The sequence below is a fragment of the Sagittula sp. S175 genome (genome assembly GCF_049800975.1).
In the GTDB taxonomy this organism is placed as follows: Bacteria; Pseudomonadota; Alphaproteobacteria; order Rhodobacterales; family Rhodobacteraceae; genus Sagittula.
Genome location: NZ_JBNAGB010000003.1, coordinates 1 through 14900, shown reverse-complemented (window position 1 = coordinate 14900; position 14900 = coordinate 1). Strand labels below are relative to the sequence as shown.

The 14900-nt window shown below is 65.6% G+C and carries 14 protein-coding genes; 11 read left to right on the top strand and 3 right to left on the bottom strand.

The window, feature by feature from the left end; translation table 11 throughout:
* Nucleotides 1-171: 171 nt before the first annotated feature.
* Nucleotides 172-1428, top strand: a complete 1257-nt coding sequence (locus tag ACP16H_RS04905; RefSeq protein WP_425071146.1) for a glycosyltransferase — start codon at nucleotides 172-174, stop codon at nucleotides 1426-1428.
* A 260-nt stretch (nucleotides 1429-1688) separates the two neighbouring features.
* Here ACP16H_RS04905 and ACP16H_RS04900 read toward each other — a convergent pair whose 3' ends face one another.
* The gene (locus ACP16H_RS04900; protein ID WP_425071145.1) at nucleotides 1689-2213 is read right to left on the bottom strand and encodes a DUF3576 domain-containing protein; all 525 of its coding nucleotides are present in this window, start codon (nucleotides 2211-2213) and stop codon (nucleotides 1689-1691) included.
* Nucleotides 2214-2517: 304 nt separating this feature from the next.
* Here ACP16H_RS04900 and ACP16H_RS04895 point away from each other — a divergent pair, with 304 nt between their 5' ends.
* The 8 genes from ACP16H_RS04895 (at nucleotide 2518) to ACP16H_RS04860 (ending at nucleotide 10608) form a co-directional block, all read left to right on the top strand.
* Entirely contained in the window at nucleotides 2518-3489 is a 972-nt protein-coding gene (locus ACP16H_RS04895) for a porin (RefSeq protein ID WP_425071144.1), read from the top strand.
* Nucleotides 3490-3591: 102 nt separating this feature from the next.
* Complete coding sequence (locus tag ACP16H_RS04890; protein WP_425071143.1) at nucleotides 3592-5052, top strand: tetratricopeptide repeat-containing sulfotransferase family protein; 1461 nt, start codon at nucleotides 3592-3594, stop codon at nucleotides 5050-5052.
* The gene (locus ACP16H_RS04885) at nucleotides 5043-5708 is read left to right on the top strand and encodes a YggS family pyridoxal phosphate-dependent enzyme (protein WP_425071142.1); all 666 of its coding nucleotides are present in this window, start codon (nucleotides 5043-5045) and stop codon (nucleotides 5706-5708) included. The genes ACP16H_RS04890 and ACP16H_RS04885 overlap by 10 nt, the downstream gene beginning before the upstream one ends.
* A 128-nt stretch (nucleotides 5709-5836) precedes the next feature.
* A complete protein-coding gene (locus ACP16H_RS04880) occupies nucleotides 5837-7291 on the top strand; it encodes a PLP-dependent aminotransferase family protein (RefSeq protein ID WP_425071141.1) in 1455 nt (484 codons plus the stop codon).
* 365 nt (nucleotides 7292-7656) lie between these two features.
* Nucleotides 7657-8565 (top strand): methionyl-tRNA formyltransferase, encoded by a 909-nt coding sequence (fmt, locus tag ACP16H_RS04875; RefSeq protein WP_425071140.1) that lies wholly within the window; start codon nucleotides 7657-7659, stop codon nucleotides 8563-8565.
* 55 nt (nucleotides 8566-8620) lie between these two features.
* Nucleotides 8621-8893: a hypothetical protein gene (locus tag ACP16H_RS04870; RefSeq protein WP_425071139.1), complete on the top strand. Its 273-nt coding sequence runs from the start codon at nucleotides 8621-8623 to the stop codon at nucleotides 8891-8893.
* A gap of 3 nt (nucleotides 8894-8896) precedes the next feature.
* Entirely contained in the window at nucleotides 8897-9133 is a 237-nt protein-coding gene (locus ACP16H_RS04865; RefSeq protein ID WP_425071138.1) for a GlsB/YeaQ/YmgE family stress response membrane protein, read from the top strand.
* Between the two features lie 485 nt (nucleotides 9134-9618).
* On the top strand, nucleotides 9619-10608 hold the full coding sequence (locus ACP16H_RS04860; protein WP_425071137.1) for a glutathione S-transferase family protein: 990 nt from the start codon (nucleotides 9619-9621) through the stop codon (nucleotides 10606-10608).
* Between the two features lie 34 nt (nucleotides 10609-10642).
* Here ACP16H_RS04860 and ACP16H_RS04855 read toward each other — a convergent pair whose 3' ends face one another.
* Nucleotides 10643-11002, bottom strand: coding sequence for a response regulator (locus ACP16H_RS04855; protein ID WP_425071136.1), 360 nt, complete (start codon nucleotides 11000-11002; stop codon nucleotides 10643-10645).
* Nucleotides 11003-11214: 212 nt separating this feature from the next.
* Here ACP16H_RS04855 and ACP16H_RS04850 point away from each other — a divergent pair, with 212 nt between their 5' ends.
* Both ACP16H_RS04850 and ACP16H_RS04845 read left to right on the top strand, forming a co-directional pair.
* Complete coding sequence (locus ACP16H_RS04850) at nucleotides 11215-12402, top strand: lytic murein transglycosylase (RefSeq protein WP_425071135.1); 1188 nt, start codon at nucleotides 11215-11217, stop codon at nucleotides 12400-12402.
* 61 nt (nucleotides 12403-12463) lie between these two features.
* A complete protein-coding gene (locus ACP16H_RS04845; protein WP_425071134.1) occupies nucleotides 12464-12841 on the top strand; it encodes a hypothetical protein in 378 nt (125 codons plus the stop codon).
* A gap of 179 nt (nucleotides 12842-13020) precedes the next feature.
* Here ACP16H_RS04845 and ade read toward each other — a convergent pair whose 3' ends face one another.
* Entirely contained in the window at nucleotides 13021-14715 is a 1695-nt protein-coding gene (gene ade, locus ACP16H_RS04840) for an adenine deaminase (protein ID WP_425071133.1), read from the bottom strand.
* Between the last annotated feature and the right edge of the window lie 185 nt (nucleotides 14716-14900).

Here is a 14900-nt window from a genome sequence, read left to right as displayed (position 1 = left end):
CGGCCCCCCCCCCCCCCCCGGCGCGCCCCCCCCCCCCCCCCCCCCCGGTCGCTTTGGCGCAGCCAAAGCGAAACCCCTCCCCAAACAAGGATTCCCTTTCCCACCCACACATCTTAGACTCTTCCGCGAACGCGCCCCCAGAGGCGCGACAGGGTAATGAGGGGCGCGCGCATGAAGATCCTGCTGATCCACCAGAACTTTCCCGGCCAGTACAAGCACCTTGCCCCCGCGCTGGTGAAACAGGGCCATCAGGTCGTGGCGCTGACCTGCAAGGTCAAGGAACCGCAGGTCTGGCAGGGCGTGCAGGTCGTCCCCTACAAGATCCACGGCCAGAGCACCCCGGGCGTCCACCCCTGGCTCGCTGACTTCGAAACAAAACTGGTGCGCGCCACCTCGTGTTACCGCGGCGCCAAGGGCCTCAAACAACAGGGCTTCACCCCCGATGTGATCTGCGCCCACCACGGCTGGGGCGAGTCGATGTTCCTCAAGGACATCTGGCCGGAGGCACGGCTTGGCCTCTACTGCGAACTCTACCACCTCACGGAATTCCCCTTCCTGAACTTCGACCCGGAATTCCCCTCCAACAACCCCGAGGCCGACGTCCTGCGAATCCGTCTCAAGAACCTGAACAACCGCCTGCACGAAGAGGTCATGGACGCCGGCATCTCGCCCACGCGGTTCCAGGCCTCCACCTTCCCCGACCACTGGCAGGACCGCATCACCGTCGCCCATGACGGCATCGACACGGAACTGGTGCGCCCGAACGAGGGCGCGTCGCTGCAAATCGGCGACCTCACCCTCACCCGCGACGACGAGGTCGTGACCTTCATCAACCGCAACCTCGAACCCTATCGCGGTTACCACATCTTCATGCGCGCCCTGCCCGAGATTCTCAAAAGGCGGCCCAACGCCCATGTGGTGATCCTCGGCGGGGACGAGACCTCCTACGGAGCCAAGCCCCCCAAGGGGCAGACGTGGAAACAGATCTACATCGACGAGGTCCGTGGCCGTATCCCCACGCCCCACTGGAACCGCGTGCATTTCCTTGGTCGCGTACCTTACGAACGCTTCCTCGCCATGATGCAGGTCAGCCGCGCCCATGTGTACCTGACCTATCCCTTCGTGCTGTCGTGGTCCCTGCTCGAGGCGATGAGCGCCGGTTGCGCCATCCTCGCCAGTGACACCGCGCCGGTGAAGGAAGTCATGACCGAGGGCGAGAACGGCCTGATGATCGACTTCTTCGACAAGGACGCCCTGACCGAGCGCCTCTGCGAGCTGCTGGACGACGCCGACCTTCGCGCCCACCTTGGCGGCAATGCCCGCACCTTCGTGCGCGACAACTACGACCTCGCGGGGACCTGCCTGCCGCAACATCTGGACTGGGTGGCACGACTCGGCACTCTCGACCCGCGTCCCGTCCGGGCCTGACAGCCGGTGCGGGCCATCTTCCGCACCGAGCGCCTGCGCCTACGACCCCGCCGACTGGCGCGATGGGCGCTTTGTCCGGCGACTGTTGTCAGCCCCTTGTTCCGCCGCCACCCCCGGCGGGCCAACCGGAAAGGCTGTCGGTCATGCAGGCAACCCGCGCAGCCCCCCAACACAACCCATCCGCCGCAAAGCACCTGCGAAACAGAAAAAGGCCCGCGATCAGCGGGCCTTCGTCAATCACGTCACAGGGCGCTCAGTCCTCAGAGCCGCGAATCCTGTGCGCGCAGCTGGCGGGCGCGAGTGAGGATCGCATCCTCGATCGCGCGCACGGTCGAGGCCGAGGCCGGGCCGCCGCGTGTCATCAGCGCAAGGTTCAGCGAGCGCGCGTCCAGCGCCGGGTCGTTTACCAGAATCGTCGCGCGGTACGCCTGACCGCCACCCGGCGGCGTGCCGTAGCCCGTGGTGATGACACCGCTGAACGGGTCCACTGTTTCCACCGGCAGGAAATTCAGCACTTCGAGAGAGGCATTCCAGATGTACTTGTTCACCGCGCCGATCTGGCCTTGGTCGCCGCGCGGGCGGAACAGGTCCATGATCGTGCTGCTGGAACGGTTGCGCGCGCCCTCGCGTTCGCGGATCTCGGCGTGGATTTCCTGGGTGGACGGAGTCTGCACCGGTGCCCGCTGCACGCGGTTGCCGCCCCAGCCGCAGGCCGACAGCAGCATCATCCCAGCAAGCAAGCCGAGCCCGAGCGTCCTGCGCGACGGTGCGTAGCGCTTGTTCATATGGAATTCTCCCACCGTAAACTGCCTGTTGGTCTTCATTACTGTGGCCTGCGCCATGCGGCAACCCATCTGTGTATCCCACGCGACGCACTCCGGACTTTGTTAAAGATCGGCAGCTTCTTGCCAAGAAAACCTGAAAAACCCCTGTCCTGACCGGTCCTTGTGGCAATTGCGCATCACTGATCCGGTTTGGACAGTCCCATCTTTTGAGCGGGTTGCAATGACGGGGCCCTCGGGAGCATAGAAACGTCATCACAGTCGGGCGACCGACTTGGTACGTGCCTTTGAACACATGAGGGAAACAATGAAAAAGATCCTGTTCGCGTCCACCGCTCTGGTCGCATTCGCAGGCGCCGCATCCGCAGAAATCGCGATCTCCGGCGCAGCAGAAATCGGTATCGTTGGCGGCAACCGCTACGCAACCGCAGCAAACACCGACGGCGTGACCCAGTTCTGGACTGACGTCGAAGTGACCTTCACCATGACCGGTGAAGCCGACAACGGCCTGACCTTCGGTGCAACCGTCCAGCTGGACGAAGCAAACGTTCCGGGCACCGACGACAACGGCGCAACCTGGTTCGTTGCTTACGGCAACGCACGTCTGGACATGGGCGACACCGACGGCGCTCTGGACTGGGCAATGCAGGAAGTTGCACTGGCAGCCGGCACCATCGACGACACCGAGACCTCGCACTGGGGCTACAACGGCAACTCCGGCTTCGACGGTCGTGAAGATGGCCAGGTTGCTCGCTTCACCTACACCTTCGGCTCGTTCGCGGCTGCTCTGTCCGCTGAGATCGACGACGATCCCAACGCACCGACCAACGCTGACGACGACACCATCTGGGGTGTTGGCTTCAAGTACAAGGGCGACCTCGGCGGCACCAAGCTGGGTGTTGGCATCGGTTACCAGGAGCAGAACGACTACGGCAACATCATCGGCGCTTCGGTTGACGCAACCCTGGCATCCGGTATCGCGTTCGCTCTGAACTACTCGGAAACCGACTACGAAGCCGCTGGCCTCGTGAACCAGAAGCACATGGGCGTTGGCATCGGCTACACCATGAACGCACTGGCAATCGGCCTGAACTACGGCAAGTACGACGACTTCCGTGGCGTGAACGGCAACACCTCCGAAGGTTACGCACTGGCGGTCAACTATGACCTCGGCGGCGGTCTGAAGGTTCAGGCTGGTTACGCAGACGGCGAGCGCAAGCTCGGCGGCGTGAAGACCGACTACGACAACTTCTCGCTGGGTCTGGCAATGTCCTTCTAAGGACACCAACCTGACGGTTTAGGGAAGAGCGGGCGCCAGCGTCCGCTCTTTTCTTTTGTGCGGGTTTTTGATTGAACGGCCCTGATCCAGAAGGGGCAGGACATGACACCGCAGCAGATCAAGACGCAGTTCGCGCAGGCACAACAGATGATCCGCGACGGCGCTCCGGCGCAGGCGGTGCCCCTGCTGAAAACGCTGTTGCTGCACACGGGCGGCGCGCCCGAGATCCAGTACCAGCTGTCCCGCGCCCTCGACCGGCTGGGCGATACGCCCGGTGCCGCGGCGGCGCTGACGGCGGCTCTGGCCAGGCGGCCCGACGACGCCATGCTGATACAGGCGGCCCTGCCCATTCTCGCCCGCGCGGGTGACAGCGAAACCGTGCTGGCCCTGCACGACCGCCAGATCGCCGCCTCTGCGCGGGACCCGAAACCGAAATTCGCCAAGGCGCATTACCTGCAGCAGGTCGGTCGCTTTGCCGAAGCCGAAACGCTGCTGCGCAAGCTGGTGCGCCAGAACCCCGACCTGGTGGACGCCTACCGGATGCTGACCGTCTCGGCAAAGCTGCCGATGAACGATCCGCTGGTCACGGCGATGAAACGTCTGTGGAAACATCCCCGCCTGAACGACCACGGCCGCGTCCAGCTGGGATTCGCGCTGGCCAAGGTCCACGAGGACAACTGCGACACCGGCAAGGTCTTTGACTACCTGAATGCCGCGAATGCCGCGCAGGGGCGGCTGGAGAACTACACGCCCGGACAGGCCTCTGACACGTGGCAGGCGGTGCTGGCCGCGCAGGACGGCGCGGACCTGACGCCCCTGCTGGCGCCGCGCTCGCTCAGGCAGGTATTCGTCTGCGGCATGCCGCGCTCGGGGACGACACTGGTCGAACAGATCATCGCCGCGCATTCGCAGGTCACGGCGGGCGGTGAGCTGGGCCACACCTTCCGGCAGGCGGCTGCGGTGCTCGGCCCCTTCGATGCCTTTCCGCGCCTCGATTCCCTGAGCGCGGCTGATCTGACCCGCTGGGTGGAGCGCACCGAACTGCTGGTGCGGCGCGACACCGGCGTCACCGAGGGCGTGGTGACGGACAAGGCGATGAACAGCCAGATGATCCTCGGACTGATCCGTCGCGCCATGCCGGACGCCAGCCTGATCGTCGTGCATCGTGATCCACGCGACATCGCCCTGTCGATCTACAAGAACAACTTTGCCGAAGGATCGCGCTCTTACGCCACCTCGCTGGTGGGCATCGCCGAGCAGATCAAGGCGTTCCGTACACAGGTCGCGTTCTGGAAGACCCGCCTGCCCGGCCAGATCCACGAGGTCCGCTACGAAGACCTCGTCAGCGACCCCGAACCGCAGGCCCGCGCCCTGATCGCAGCGGCCGGGCTGGCGTGGGAAGACGCCTGCCTGTCGTTCCACGAGACCGTCGGGCAGGTCAAGACACTGAGCCTCGCGCAGGTGCGCCAGCCGATTCACGGCGGACGGCGCGAGGCCTGGCGCAAGTATGAAACAGAGCTGGCCCCGTTCATCGCGGCCTGGGGAGACGAGCCATGGGAATGACCTCCGGATTGACGGACATCGAGGCCCGCGTGGCCAAGGCCTGCGCCGATGCGGGCCGCGCGCGCGACGAGGTACAGCTGATCGCCGTCAGCAAGGTGCAGCCGCGCGCGCGCGTGGTGGCCGTGCTGGACGAAGGGCAGCGGGTCTTTGGCGAGAACCGCGTGCAGGAGGCGCAGGAGCGCTGGCCTTCCCTGATGGAGGACTACGAGGGTGTGTCCCTGCACCTGATCGGGCCGCTGCAGACCAACAAGGCGCGGGTGGCGATGGAGTTCTTCGACTCGATCCATTCCGTCGACCGGCCCAAGCTGGCACAGACCCTCGCGCGGCTGGCGCAGGAGTTGGGCCAGTGTCCCGACCTGTTCGTGCAGGTGAACACCGGCGAAGAGGCGCAGAAGGCCGGGGTTCTGCCCCGCGAGGCGGACGGGTTCATCGCGGACTGTCGCGGGCTGGACCTGCCGGTGAAGGGGCTGATGTGCATTCCACCGGTCGAGGAGACCCCTGCCCTGCATTTCGCGCTGCTGCGCAAGATCGCGGAGCGCAACGGGTTGGACGCCTTGTCCATGGGAATGAGTGGCGACTTCGAGCAGGCCATTGCCTTTGGCGCAACCCATGTGCGCGTCGGCTCCGCGATTTTCGGCGAGCGCGACTACGGTTAATCGCGACTGCGGGTGATCGCCAGAGCCTTCGACGAAGGCTCTGGCAGGCCAAGGCTTTTCGCCGAAAAGCCTTGGCGTCAGCGTCGGTCCAGATTGCGGGTGTCTTAAGGCCAGTCTAACGTCTTGCCATGGCAATCCCGGTCGAAACATTCCACCTGGCGCCGCGGGCGCAGGGCACGTTGCAGGCACGCATCCAGCAGATGGTGGCCCAGGGCATCCTCTCTGGCCGTTTCCGGCGCGGGGAGAAGCTGCCCTCGACCCGCGCTTTGGCCCGTCACCTCGGCGTCAGCCGGATCACCGTGACGCTGGCCTATACCGAGCTTCTGGCCAACGACTACCTGACCTCGCGCGGGCGGTCGGGCTATTATGTCTCGGAGAATGCGCCGGCGTCGCCCCGCTTCGAGGCACCCGCCCCCCGGGTGGAAACGGTGGATTGGGACTCCGTTCTGGCGCGGCGTTACGCCGGAGGCCCGGCCTTCGACATGGGGCGTCCGCCGGACTGGGCGTCTTACCGCTTCCCGTTCATCTACGGCCAGACCGATCCGTCGCTGTTCGACCATGCCAACTGGCGGCTGTGCGCCATGCAGGCCTTGGGGACGAAGAATTTCAACGCCCTGACCCAGGATCAATTCGACGCGGATGACCCGGAACTGGTGCGCTTCATCGCGCATCACACCCTGCCCCGGCGCGGGATTCTTGCCCGTCCCGACGAGATCCTCATCACCATGGGCGCACAGAACGCCCTGTGGCTGGCCGTGCAACTGCTGACCGTGAAGCGGGCGGTGGCCGTCGAAGACCCCTGCTACCCGGCGCTGCGGCAACTCCTGGCACAGGCAGGCAGCCGGGTTGCGCCGGTGGCGGTGGATGACCATGGTTTGCGCCCCGAGGCGGTGCCCGACGAGACGCGGGTCATCTTTACCACGCCAAGCCACCAGTGCCCGACCTCGGCGACGCTGCCTTTGGCGCGGCGCGAGGCGCTGCTGGCGCGCGCCGCCGCGCTGGGGGCGGTGGTCGTGGAGGATGACTACGAGTTCGAGATGGCCTACCTCGACGCCCCTGCCCCGGCATTGAAAAGCCTCGATGAAGACGGGCGGGTGATCTACGTCGGCAGTTTTTCAAAGTCGCTTTTTCCGGGGTTGCGGCTTGGCTATCTTGTCGGGTCACCGCCGTTTATCCGCGAGGCGCGGGCGCTCAGGGCTTCGGTGCTGCGGCACCCGCCGGGCCACATCCAGCGCACCGCCGCGCAGTTCCTGTCGCTGGGTCACTACGACGCCCTGGTGCGGCGGATCGGGCGGGCGCTGGCAGCGCGGCGGGCGGTGATGGAGGCGGCCGTCGCCCGGCATGGGCTGGAGGTGGCGGGCAAGGGCGCGCATGGCGGGTCGAGCCTGTGGATGCGCGCGCCGGACGCGGTGGATACGCAGGCATTGGCCTTTGCCCTGCGCAGCCAGAGCGTGCTGATCGAGCCGGGTTCGCCGTTCTTTGCCGGACCCGAGGTGCCCCGGCAGTTCTACCGTCTCGGGTACAGTTCGATTCCCTCGGATCGGATTGCCGAGGGAATCGCCCGGATCGCGGCGGCTTTGTAGCGGATGTGCTTCACCACCGACGTGCCGATGGGTCGCGCGGTTCAGGCTCCGGTCCCATCCTCAACGATTGTTTGTCATGCTTTTCATGACTGGTGGGGCGCGCAGCCCCCACGCCCCGGCTTGGTTTGTCGCGCCATGCGCGACAGGTGGGGGCGCTGCCCCCACACCCCCGAGGGTATTTGGATCAAGATGAAGGGGAGGCCGCGCGCCGTGCTTCTTCTTGGTCCAAATATCTCCGGGGGAGGCCGCAGGCCGGGACAGCGCCCCCATGCAGCCTTGCCCCCGGGCGCGACTTGCGCCACTCAGGCGGGGTATGTGTAAAGCGCGTGGGGGGCTCCCCCGCTTCCCCAGAAAAGGAGCGAGTGATGCGGCTGATCTTCATGGGCACACCCGAGTTTTCCGTCCCTGTACTGGACGCGCTGAAGGACGCGGGCCAGGAGATCCTCGCCGTTTACTGCCAGCCGCCACGTCCGGCCGGGCGGGGCAAGAAAGAGCGCCCGACCCCGGTCCACGCCCGCGCCCTGGAGATGGGGCTGGAGGTGCGCCATCCCGTGTCGTTGAAGGGCGCTGAGGAGCAGGAGGCCTTTGCCGCCTTGGGCGCGGATGTCGCCGTGGTCGTGGCCTACGGGTTGATCCTGCCGCAGGCGGTTCTGGATGCGCCCGCGCAGGGCTGTCTGAACATCCATGCCTCGCTGTTGCCGCGTTGGCGCGGGGCCGCACCGATCCATCGCGCAATCATGGCGGGGGATGACATGACCGGCGTATGCATCATGCAGATGGAGGCAGGGCTGGACACAGGTCCGGTTCTGCTGCGTCACGCCACGCCCATCGCGCCGACCGAGACCACCGGTCAGTTGCACGACCGGCTCAGCCAGATCGGCGCGGCCTCCATCGTCGAGGCGTTGGATCGCCTGCCGACTCTCACCCCCGTTCCGCAACCCGAGGACGGCGTCACCTATGCCGCCAAGATCGACAAGGCCGAGGCCGCCATCGACTGGACCCGCCCGGCCGTCGAACTGGTCCGCCAGATCAACGGGCTGTCGCCCTTTCCCGGCGCATGGACAATGCTGAACGGCGAGCGGGTGAAACTGCTGGCCGCCGCCCCTGCCCCCGGAGAAGGCACGCCCGGTCAGATGCTGGACGATACCCTGATGGTGGCCTGTGGTCAGGGTGCCCTGCGCATCCTGACGGCGCAGCGGGCGGGGAAGTCGGCGCAGGACGCAGCGGTCTTTCTGCGCGGTCAGCCGGTGCCGAAAGGCACGCAGCTGGGCTGAGCCTCTTGGCAGCGCCGTCCCGCGCCGCCATATTCATCTATAAGGAGGCCCGCCCATGTTCCCAGTCCTGATCGGCACCGTCGTCATCGCGGGCATCATCGGTTACGCTTCCGAACGGACGGGATTTACCCGCAACGGCATCCTGCCCTCGATCATCATCTGCATCGGCGGCGCCTTCCTGTTCTATTTCATCCAGATCATGTTCCACGTGGGCTTTCGCAGCCCGGGGCTGAACGCGATCCTCGCCTCGGTCGGGGCGCTGCTGGTCGCGCCGACGCGCTACCGCCCCTCGGTGCGGCGCGACCGGCGGGACAGACGCGAGAGGTAAGCCATGTCGGTCGTGTTTCTCATCATCATCGGCGCGGCGGCGGGGTTCATCGCCACGCGCCTCATGGGCATCGAGGCGGGGCTACTGCCGACCATCGGCATCGGCATCGGAGGCGCGCTGATCGGCACGCTGGTGTTGCGATTCCTGCTGGTGCTGACCGGGGCCGCCGCGGGCCTCGTGGGCGCGGTGCTGGGGGCGATCCTTCTTATCTCCCTGTGGCACTTCGGTACGCGGCGGTGATCGGCGGCCCGGTCAGGGGCCGCAGATCATTGGCAATCAATGGCAGTGCAGCGGTTTCGAACCGGCGTGACAGCACTGTCCCGGAGGCGAACTCTTGCGACAGCCGCCACCATGTTCCGGGGTAGCTGTCGAGACGGCTGGTGCAGGCCGCTTTGGGACGTCATGTGCCAAGGCAAGTGACGGAACACCCATCATCAGGGCGGTGATCGCCAAGGTTCGAAATGCCGAAGTCATTGAAAAATATCCTTTCTTGAGACCGCTCACGATTCCGCGAGGGGTTAACGTATTGTCAACCTAAGTTAATGCGCTGAACGGTCAACGTAATTTAGGGTTGATCGAACAACGCTCCCAGTCGGCATGCGCCAACAGGCCCTGCCGATCAGACCTCCGGACCTGTGCATCCCCGCACCACCGTTCTGCGGCTGCCCTGCTTTCCTTGATCCATGCACGGCTCTACCTTCCTGACCAAGCGACAGGAGGAGAGCATGGGCGAACTGAAAAACGGCGAATGGCACTCAGGCTGGTACGACACGTCTTCGACCGGCGGAGAATTCCAGCGCACCACCACGGCCTACCGCAACTGGATCACCGCCGATGGCAGTGCCGGGCCGTCGGGCGAGGGCGGGTTCAAGGCCGAGGCGGGGCGTTATCACCTTTACGTCTCTTATGCCTGCCCCTGGGCACATCGCACGCTGATCTTCCGTGCGCTGAAAGGGCTGGACAAGCTCATCACCGTCGATGTGGTCCATCCCGACATGCTCGAGGACGGCTGGACCTTCGAGACCGGCTTTGCCGGGGCGACCGGCGACCGGCTGTTCGGCAAGCGGTTCATGCGCGAGATCTACACCGAGGCCGACCCGCAGGCCTCCGGCAAGGTGACGGTGCCGGTGCTTTGGGACAAGCAACGCAATACCATCGTCTCGAACGAAAGCGCCGAGATCATCCGCATGTTCAACAGCGCCTTCGACGGGATCACCGGCAACACGGCGGATTTCTGGCCCGAGGACCTGCGGGCCGAGATCGAGCCGGTGAACGACCGCATCTATGACACGGTGAACAACGGGGTTTACAAGGCCGGGTTCGCCACCACGCAGCGGGCCTATGACGCAGCGGTGCATCCGCTGTTCGACAGTCTCGACTGGATCGAGGACCGCCTGTCGCGCAACCGCTACCTGATGGGCGACCGCGTGACCGAGGCCGACTGGCGGCTGTTCACCACGCTGATCCGCTTCGACACGGTCTATCACGGGCACTTCAAGTGCAACCGGGCGCGGATCGTCGATTACCCGAACCTCTGGGGTTACACGCGCGAGCTGTACCAGTGGCAAGGCGTGGCGCAGACGGTCTTCATGGACCATATCTCGCGGCACTACCATTACAGCCATGACACCGTAAACCCGCATCGCATCGTGCCCGTCGGGCCGCGTCTGGACCTGTCCGCGCCACATGGGCGCGAGCGGTTGAAGGCTGCGTAGGTCGGGGCTGTGCCCCGACTCCCGTCCGGAAACATCAGGCGGCGGCGTAATGCGCCGCCACGGCACACAGATCGTCCGGCGACGTGCCGCTGGGCAGGTAGGCGCAGGCGTTCGGGTACAGGTTGAAGATCGACCCATCCGAGAAGAAGCTCGACGAGCTGACAAAGATCACCCGTGCCCTCGGCTGCCGGAATTGCGCCAGGTCCGACACGGCCAGTGCGCTGCGCTGATCCAGCATCACGTCCATGATGATGAGGTCGAGCGTGTCGCTCTCGACCGCGGCGATGGCCGCCTCCTCGGTCAGGGCCACCTGCACCGCTGCCCCGCTGCGCTCGAGATGGTTCGCCCACAGCATCGCCAGTGCTTCATTGCTTTCGACGATGAGAACTCTCAACCGACCCTCCGGAAACCGACGCCCAAACCCGCCCGAAGATTCTCCTGACGCAGGTTCAGGATGGCTTCACACTTGTGAAGAAATCGTTAATGAATCATGGGTTGGCAGGGAAACAGACGGTTGATGTCGCGTGAGTTACACACGATTTCGTTGGGTTGCCCGATCGGTGGCCTCTGTTAGTCTGCCGCGAAAACACGCATCCGGGAGGTTTCATGCGCATTTCGTCCATTCTTGGCACCGCGGCGCTGGCTGCGCTGCTGGCCACCACGTCGCAGGCCCAGAACACCCCCTGCGGCGGGTCGTTTGCCGCCTTCGTGCAGGGCCTCAAGGACGAAGCCATCGGCATGGGCCATGACCCGGCGACGGTGGACCGCTTCTTTGCCGGGGTCAGCCAGAGCGACGCCGTGCTGAAGGCCGACCGCCGTCAGGGCATCTTTCAGGACCCGTTCATCACCTTCTCGCGCAAGCTGATCTCGCAGAACCGTCTCGACAAGGGGCGCCAGCTGGGCGCGCAATACGCGGGCATCTTCGACCGCATCCGCGAGGAATACGGCATTGCGCCGGGTGTCCTGCTGGCCTTCTGGGCGTTCGAGACCGATTACGGCGCCTTCCAGGGCGATTTCAACACCGCCAACGCGCTGGTCACCCTGTCACACGACTGCCGCCGACCAGAGCTGTTCCGCCCGCAGGTGTTCAGCGCCCTGACGCTGTTCGAGCATGGCGATTTCGACCCACGCACCACCACCGGCGCCTGGGCGGGTGAAATCGGCATGGTGCAGATGCTGCCCAAGGACATCCTCGAAAACGGCGTCGATGGCGATGGTGACGGGCATGTCATGTTGAAAACCTCGCCCGCCGACGCGCTGATGTCCGGGGCCAAGATGCTGTCCCACCTCGGCTGGCGTCCGAACGAACCGTGGTTGCAGGAGATCACCCTGCCCGCCGACCTCGACTGGTACGAAACCGGCCTGCAAACCACCAAGACCGTGGCCGAGTGGGAGCAGTTGGGCATGCGCGGGCGCAACGGGGCGCTGGATGACGGGCGGCTCGAGGCGTCGGTGCTGCTGCCACAGGGCAAGGACGGCCCCGCCTTCCTCGCCTACCCGAATTTCCGCGTCTACTTCGAGTGGAACCAGAGCTACACCTACGTGCTGACCGCCGCCTACTTTGGCACCCGCCTGATGGGCGCGCCCGCCTATGACGCGCGGTCCCCACAAGAGGGCCTGTCGGGCGAGCAGATGAAGGCGCTCCAGTCGAAACTCGCCGCGCGCGGCTTTGACGTGGGCGAGATCGACGGCATCCTCGGCTCGGGCACCCGCAACGCGGTGCGCGATGTTCAAAAGGAACTCGGCCTGCCCGCCGACGCATGGCCCACCGCCGCCTTGCTCAACCGCCTCTGAGCGCGACAGAATTCGCCGTATCTTCAGGGAACCGCCCGCCGCGCACGGGCGTTTTCCGTGCATGATACGCCCTGCACTGGCCCTTGCGGCCCTCACCCTCACCACGGCCTGCCTGCCACCCGAAACGGTGTCGGAAATCCCGACCGCGCTGCAAGGCCGCTGGGCCTTGGTGCCCGCCGACTGCGAACCGGGCCGCTCCGACGCCAAGGGGCTGATGATCGTCGGCCCGCACAGCCTGGGGTTTTACGAAAGCCGCGCCGTGCTGGACCGCCTGTCGCAGCGCAGCGAAGACCGGGTGCAGGGCAGTTTCATCTTTACCGGCGAGGGCGAAAGCTGGACCCGTCTCGTCACGCTGTCCTTGTCGGACGCCAGCCTCACCCGGCGCGAAACCGCCCCCGATGCCGCGCCCCTCGCCCTGACGTACTCCCGCTGCCCCTGAGGTCCGCCATGCTCCGCTTCTTTCTCGACACGCTGTTCACCGGCTGCCTGACCGACGCGCACCCACCCAGATCAGGCGCGCGCGCCCGCCCTTCCTTGGTTTCCTGAAGACCTCGGGGCGGGTCTGCCACAGGGCAGAGGCTGGCGGGGGCAGAGCCCCCATCCTGCCCAAGCCCTCCCTCACGCGATGATCTCGAACTTCACGACGTCGACCATCCCCCGGTCGGTGATCTTCAACGCCGGGATCACGGGCAAGGCCAGGAACGCCAGTTGCAGGAAAGGCTCGTGCAGCGTCACGCCCAGCGACGTCGCCGCCGCCCGCAGGTCCTCCAGAGCGTCGCGCACTGCTTCGAATGGCTCCAGCGACATCAGCCCGGCCACCGGCAAGGCCAGCTCTGCCAGCACTTCGCCGTCCCTGACCACGACAAAACCGCCCTCGATCTCGCCCAGCCGGTTCGCCGCCACGGCCATGTCGTCGTAACTGACACCGACACAGGCGATGTTGTGGTGATCGTGACAGACGGTCGAGGCAATCGCCCCCGCCTGCAACCCGAACCCGCGCACGAATCCCGTGGCGATGTTGCCGTTCTTGCCGTGACGTTCCACCACCGCGATACGCACAAGATCACGCGCCACCTCCGGGGCCTTGTCGCCGTCGACGATTTCAATGTCCTCGTGCAGGTGGTCGGTCAGGATCTGCCCCTCGCGGATGCCGATCACATCGGTCTCGACCTTGTTGCCCCGCGCCCGGAAATCGCTGGCCGCGACGGTCGGCGCCTTCACTGACTGCCGCCCCACCGGCGCGATCACCTGCCGCGCGGCATAGGCGGCATCCGACACCACCACGCCGCCCGCCATGACCAGCTGCGCATCGCAGGCCTCGAGCGACCCCAGCGCCACGATATCCGCGCGCTTGCCCGGCGCGATCATCCCGCGATCCTTCAGCCCGAATGCCTCCGCCGCCGAGAGCGTCGCCGCGCGATAGGCGGCCAGCGGCGGCGTGCCCAGCCGGATCAGCTCGCGGATCATGTAATCGAGATGGCCGAACTCACCGATATCCAGTGGATTGCGGTCGTCGGTGCACAGGCACATGTAGGGACTGGTGGCCACATCCAGCAGCGGTTGCAGCGCATGCAGGTCCTTCGACACCGACCCCTCGCGGATCAGCACCCGCATCCCCTTGCGCAGCTTCTCCAACGCTTCCTCGGCGCTGGTGGCCTCGTGCTCGGTCCGTATCCCGGCCGAGACATAGGCGTTCAGATCCTTGCCCGACAGCAACGGACAATGCCCGTCGATATGGCCGTCCTCGAACAGAGCCAGCTTCTCCAGGCAGCCGGGATCGCGAAAGATCACGCCGGGATAGTTCATGAACTCCGCCAGCCCCAGCCCCGAAGGATGCCCCATCAGCGCGGCAATCTCCGGCGCGTTCAGTTCGGCCCCGGCGGTTTCCATATGAGTCGAGGGCACGCAGGAGGACAGCTGCACCTTGATGTCCATCAGCGTATGCTGGCTGGCCTCTTGGAAATAGCGCACCCCGTCGATGCCGATCACGTTGGCGATTTCGTGCGGATCACAGATGGCGGTGGTCACGCCCCGCGGCCCGACACAGCGGTCGAACTCGAAGGGCGTCACCAGCGAGGATTCGATGTGCAGATGCGTGTCGATGAAGCCCGGCACCAGCACCAGCCCCGAAACGTCGATCACCTCACGGCCCTCGTAATCGGCCATGATCCCGACGATCACACCGTCGCAGATCGCAACGTCCCCCTCCAGCAAAGCCCCGGTGACCAGATCAAAAATCCGCCCGCCCCGCAGGACGACATCGGCGGGCGCGTCGCCCTTGCCCTGCGCAATGCGTGTTTCGAGATCGCTCATGTCCGTGGCTCCCGCTGTGATCCGCCTGAAAGGTGGCATGCTGCGCCTGCGAGGGAAAGGGGCACAGCGAGACAAGCCCAAGTCATGCCCAAATATCCGACAAAGGCCACCGAGCGTCGCCCCCCCCCCCGCCCCTGCCTTCATCTTGATCCAAATACCGCGGGGGAGTCTCCGCAGGAGACCGG

What these genes read in the sequence shown, in the direction of transcription:
- ACP16H_RS04880 (WP_425071141.1), top strand. Translation starts at nt 5,837, where the DNA reads ATGGCAATCCCGGTCGAAACATTCCACCTGGCGCCGCGGGCGCAGGGC.
- ACP16H_RS04845 (WP_425071134.1), top strand. Translation starts at nt 12,464, where the DNA reads ATGATACGCCCTGCACTGGCCCTTGCGGCCCTCACCCTCACCACGGCC.
- ACP16H_RS04860 (WP_425071137.1), top strand. Translation starts at nt 9,619, where the DNA reads ATGGGCGAACTGAAAAACGGCGAATGGCACTCAGGCTGGTACGACACG.
- fmt (WP_425071140.1), top strand. Translation starts at nt 7,657, where the DNA reads ATGCGGCTGATCTTCATGGGCACACCCGAGTTTTCCGTCCCTGTACTG.
- ACP16H_RS04870 (WP_425071139.1), top strand. Translation starts at nt 8,621, where the DNA reads ATGTTCCCAGTCCTGATCGGCACCGTCGTCATCGCGGGCATCATCGGT.
- ACP16H_RS04850 (WP_425071135.1), top strand. Translation starts at nt 11,215, where the DNA reads ATGCGCATTTCGTCCATTCTTGGCACCGCGGCGCTGGCTGCGCTGCTG.
- ACP16H_RS04885 (WP_425071142.1), top strand. Translation starts at nt 5,043, where the DNA reads ATGGGAATGACCTCCGGATTGACGGACATCGAGGCCCGCGTGGCCAAG.
- ade (WP_425071133.1), bottom strand. Translation starts at nt 14,715, where the DNA reads ATGAGCGATCTCGAAACACGCATTGCGCAGGGCAAGGGCGACGCGCCC.
- ACP16H_RS04890 (WP_425071143.1), top strand. Translation starts at nt 3,592, where the DNA reads ATGACACCGCAGCAGATCAAGACGCAGTTCGCGCAGGCACAACAGATG.
- ACP16H_RS04905 (WP_425071146.1), top strand. Translation starts at nt 172, where the DNA reads ATGAAGATCCTGCTGATCCACCAGAACTTTCCCGGCCAGTACAAGCAC.
- ACP16H_RS04865 (WP_425071138.1), top strand. Translation starts at nt 8,897, where the DNA reads ATGTCGGTCGTGTTTCTCATCATCATCGGCGCGGCGGCGGGGTTCATC.
- ACP16H_RS04900 (WP_425071145.1), bottom strand. Translation starts at nt 2,213, where the DNA reads ATGAACAAGCGCTACGCACCGTCGCGCAGGACGCTCGGGCTCGGCTTG.
- ACP16H_RS04895 (WP_425071144.1), top strand. Translation starts at nt 2,518, where the DNA reads ATGAAAAAGATCCTGTTCGCGTCCACCGCTCTGGTCGCATTCGCAGGC.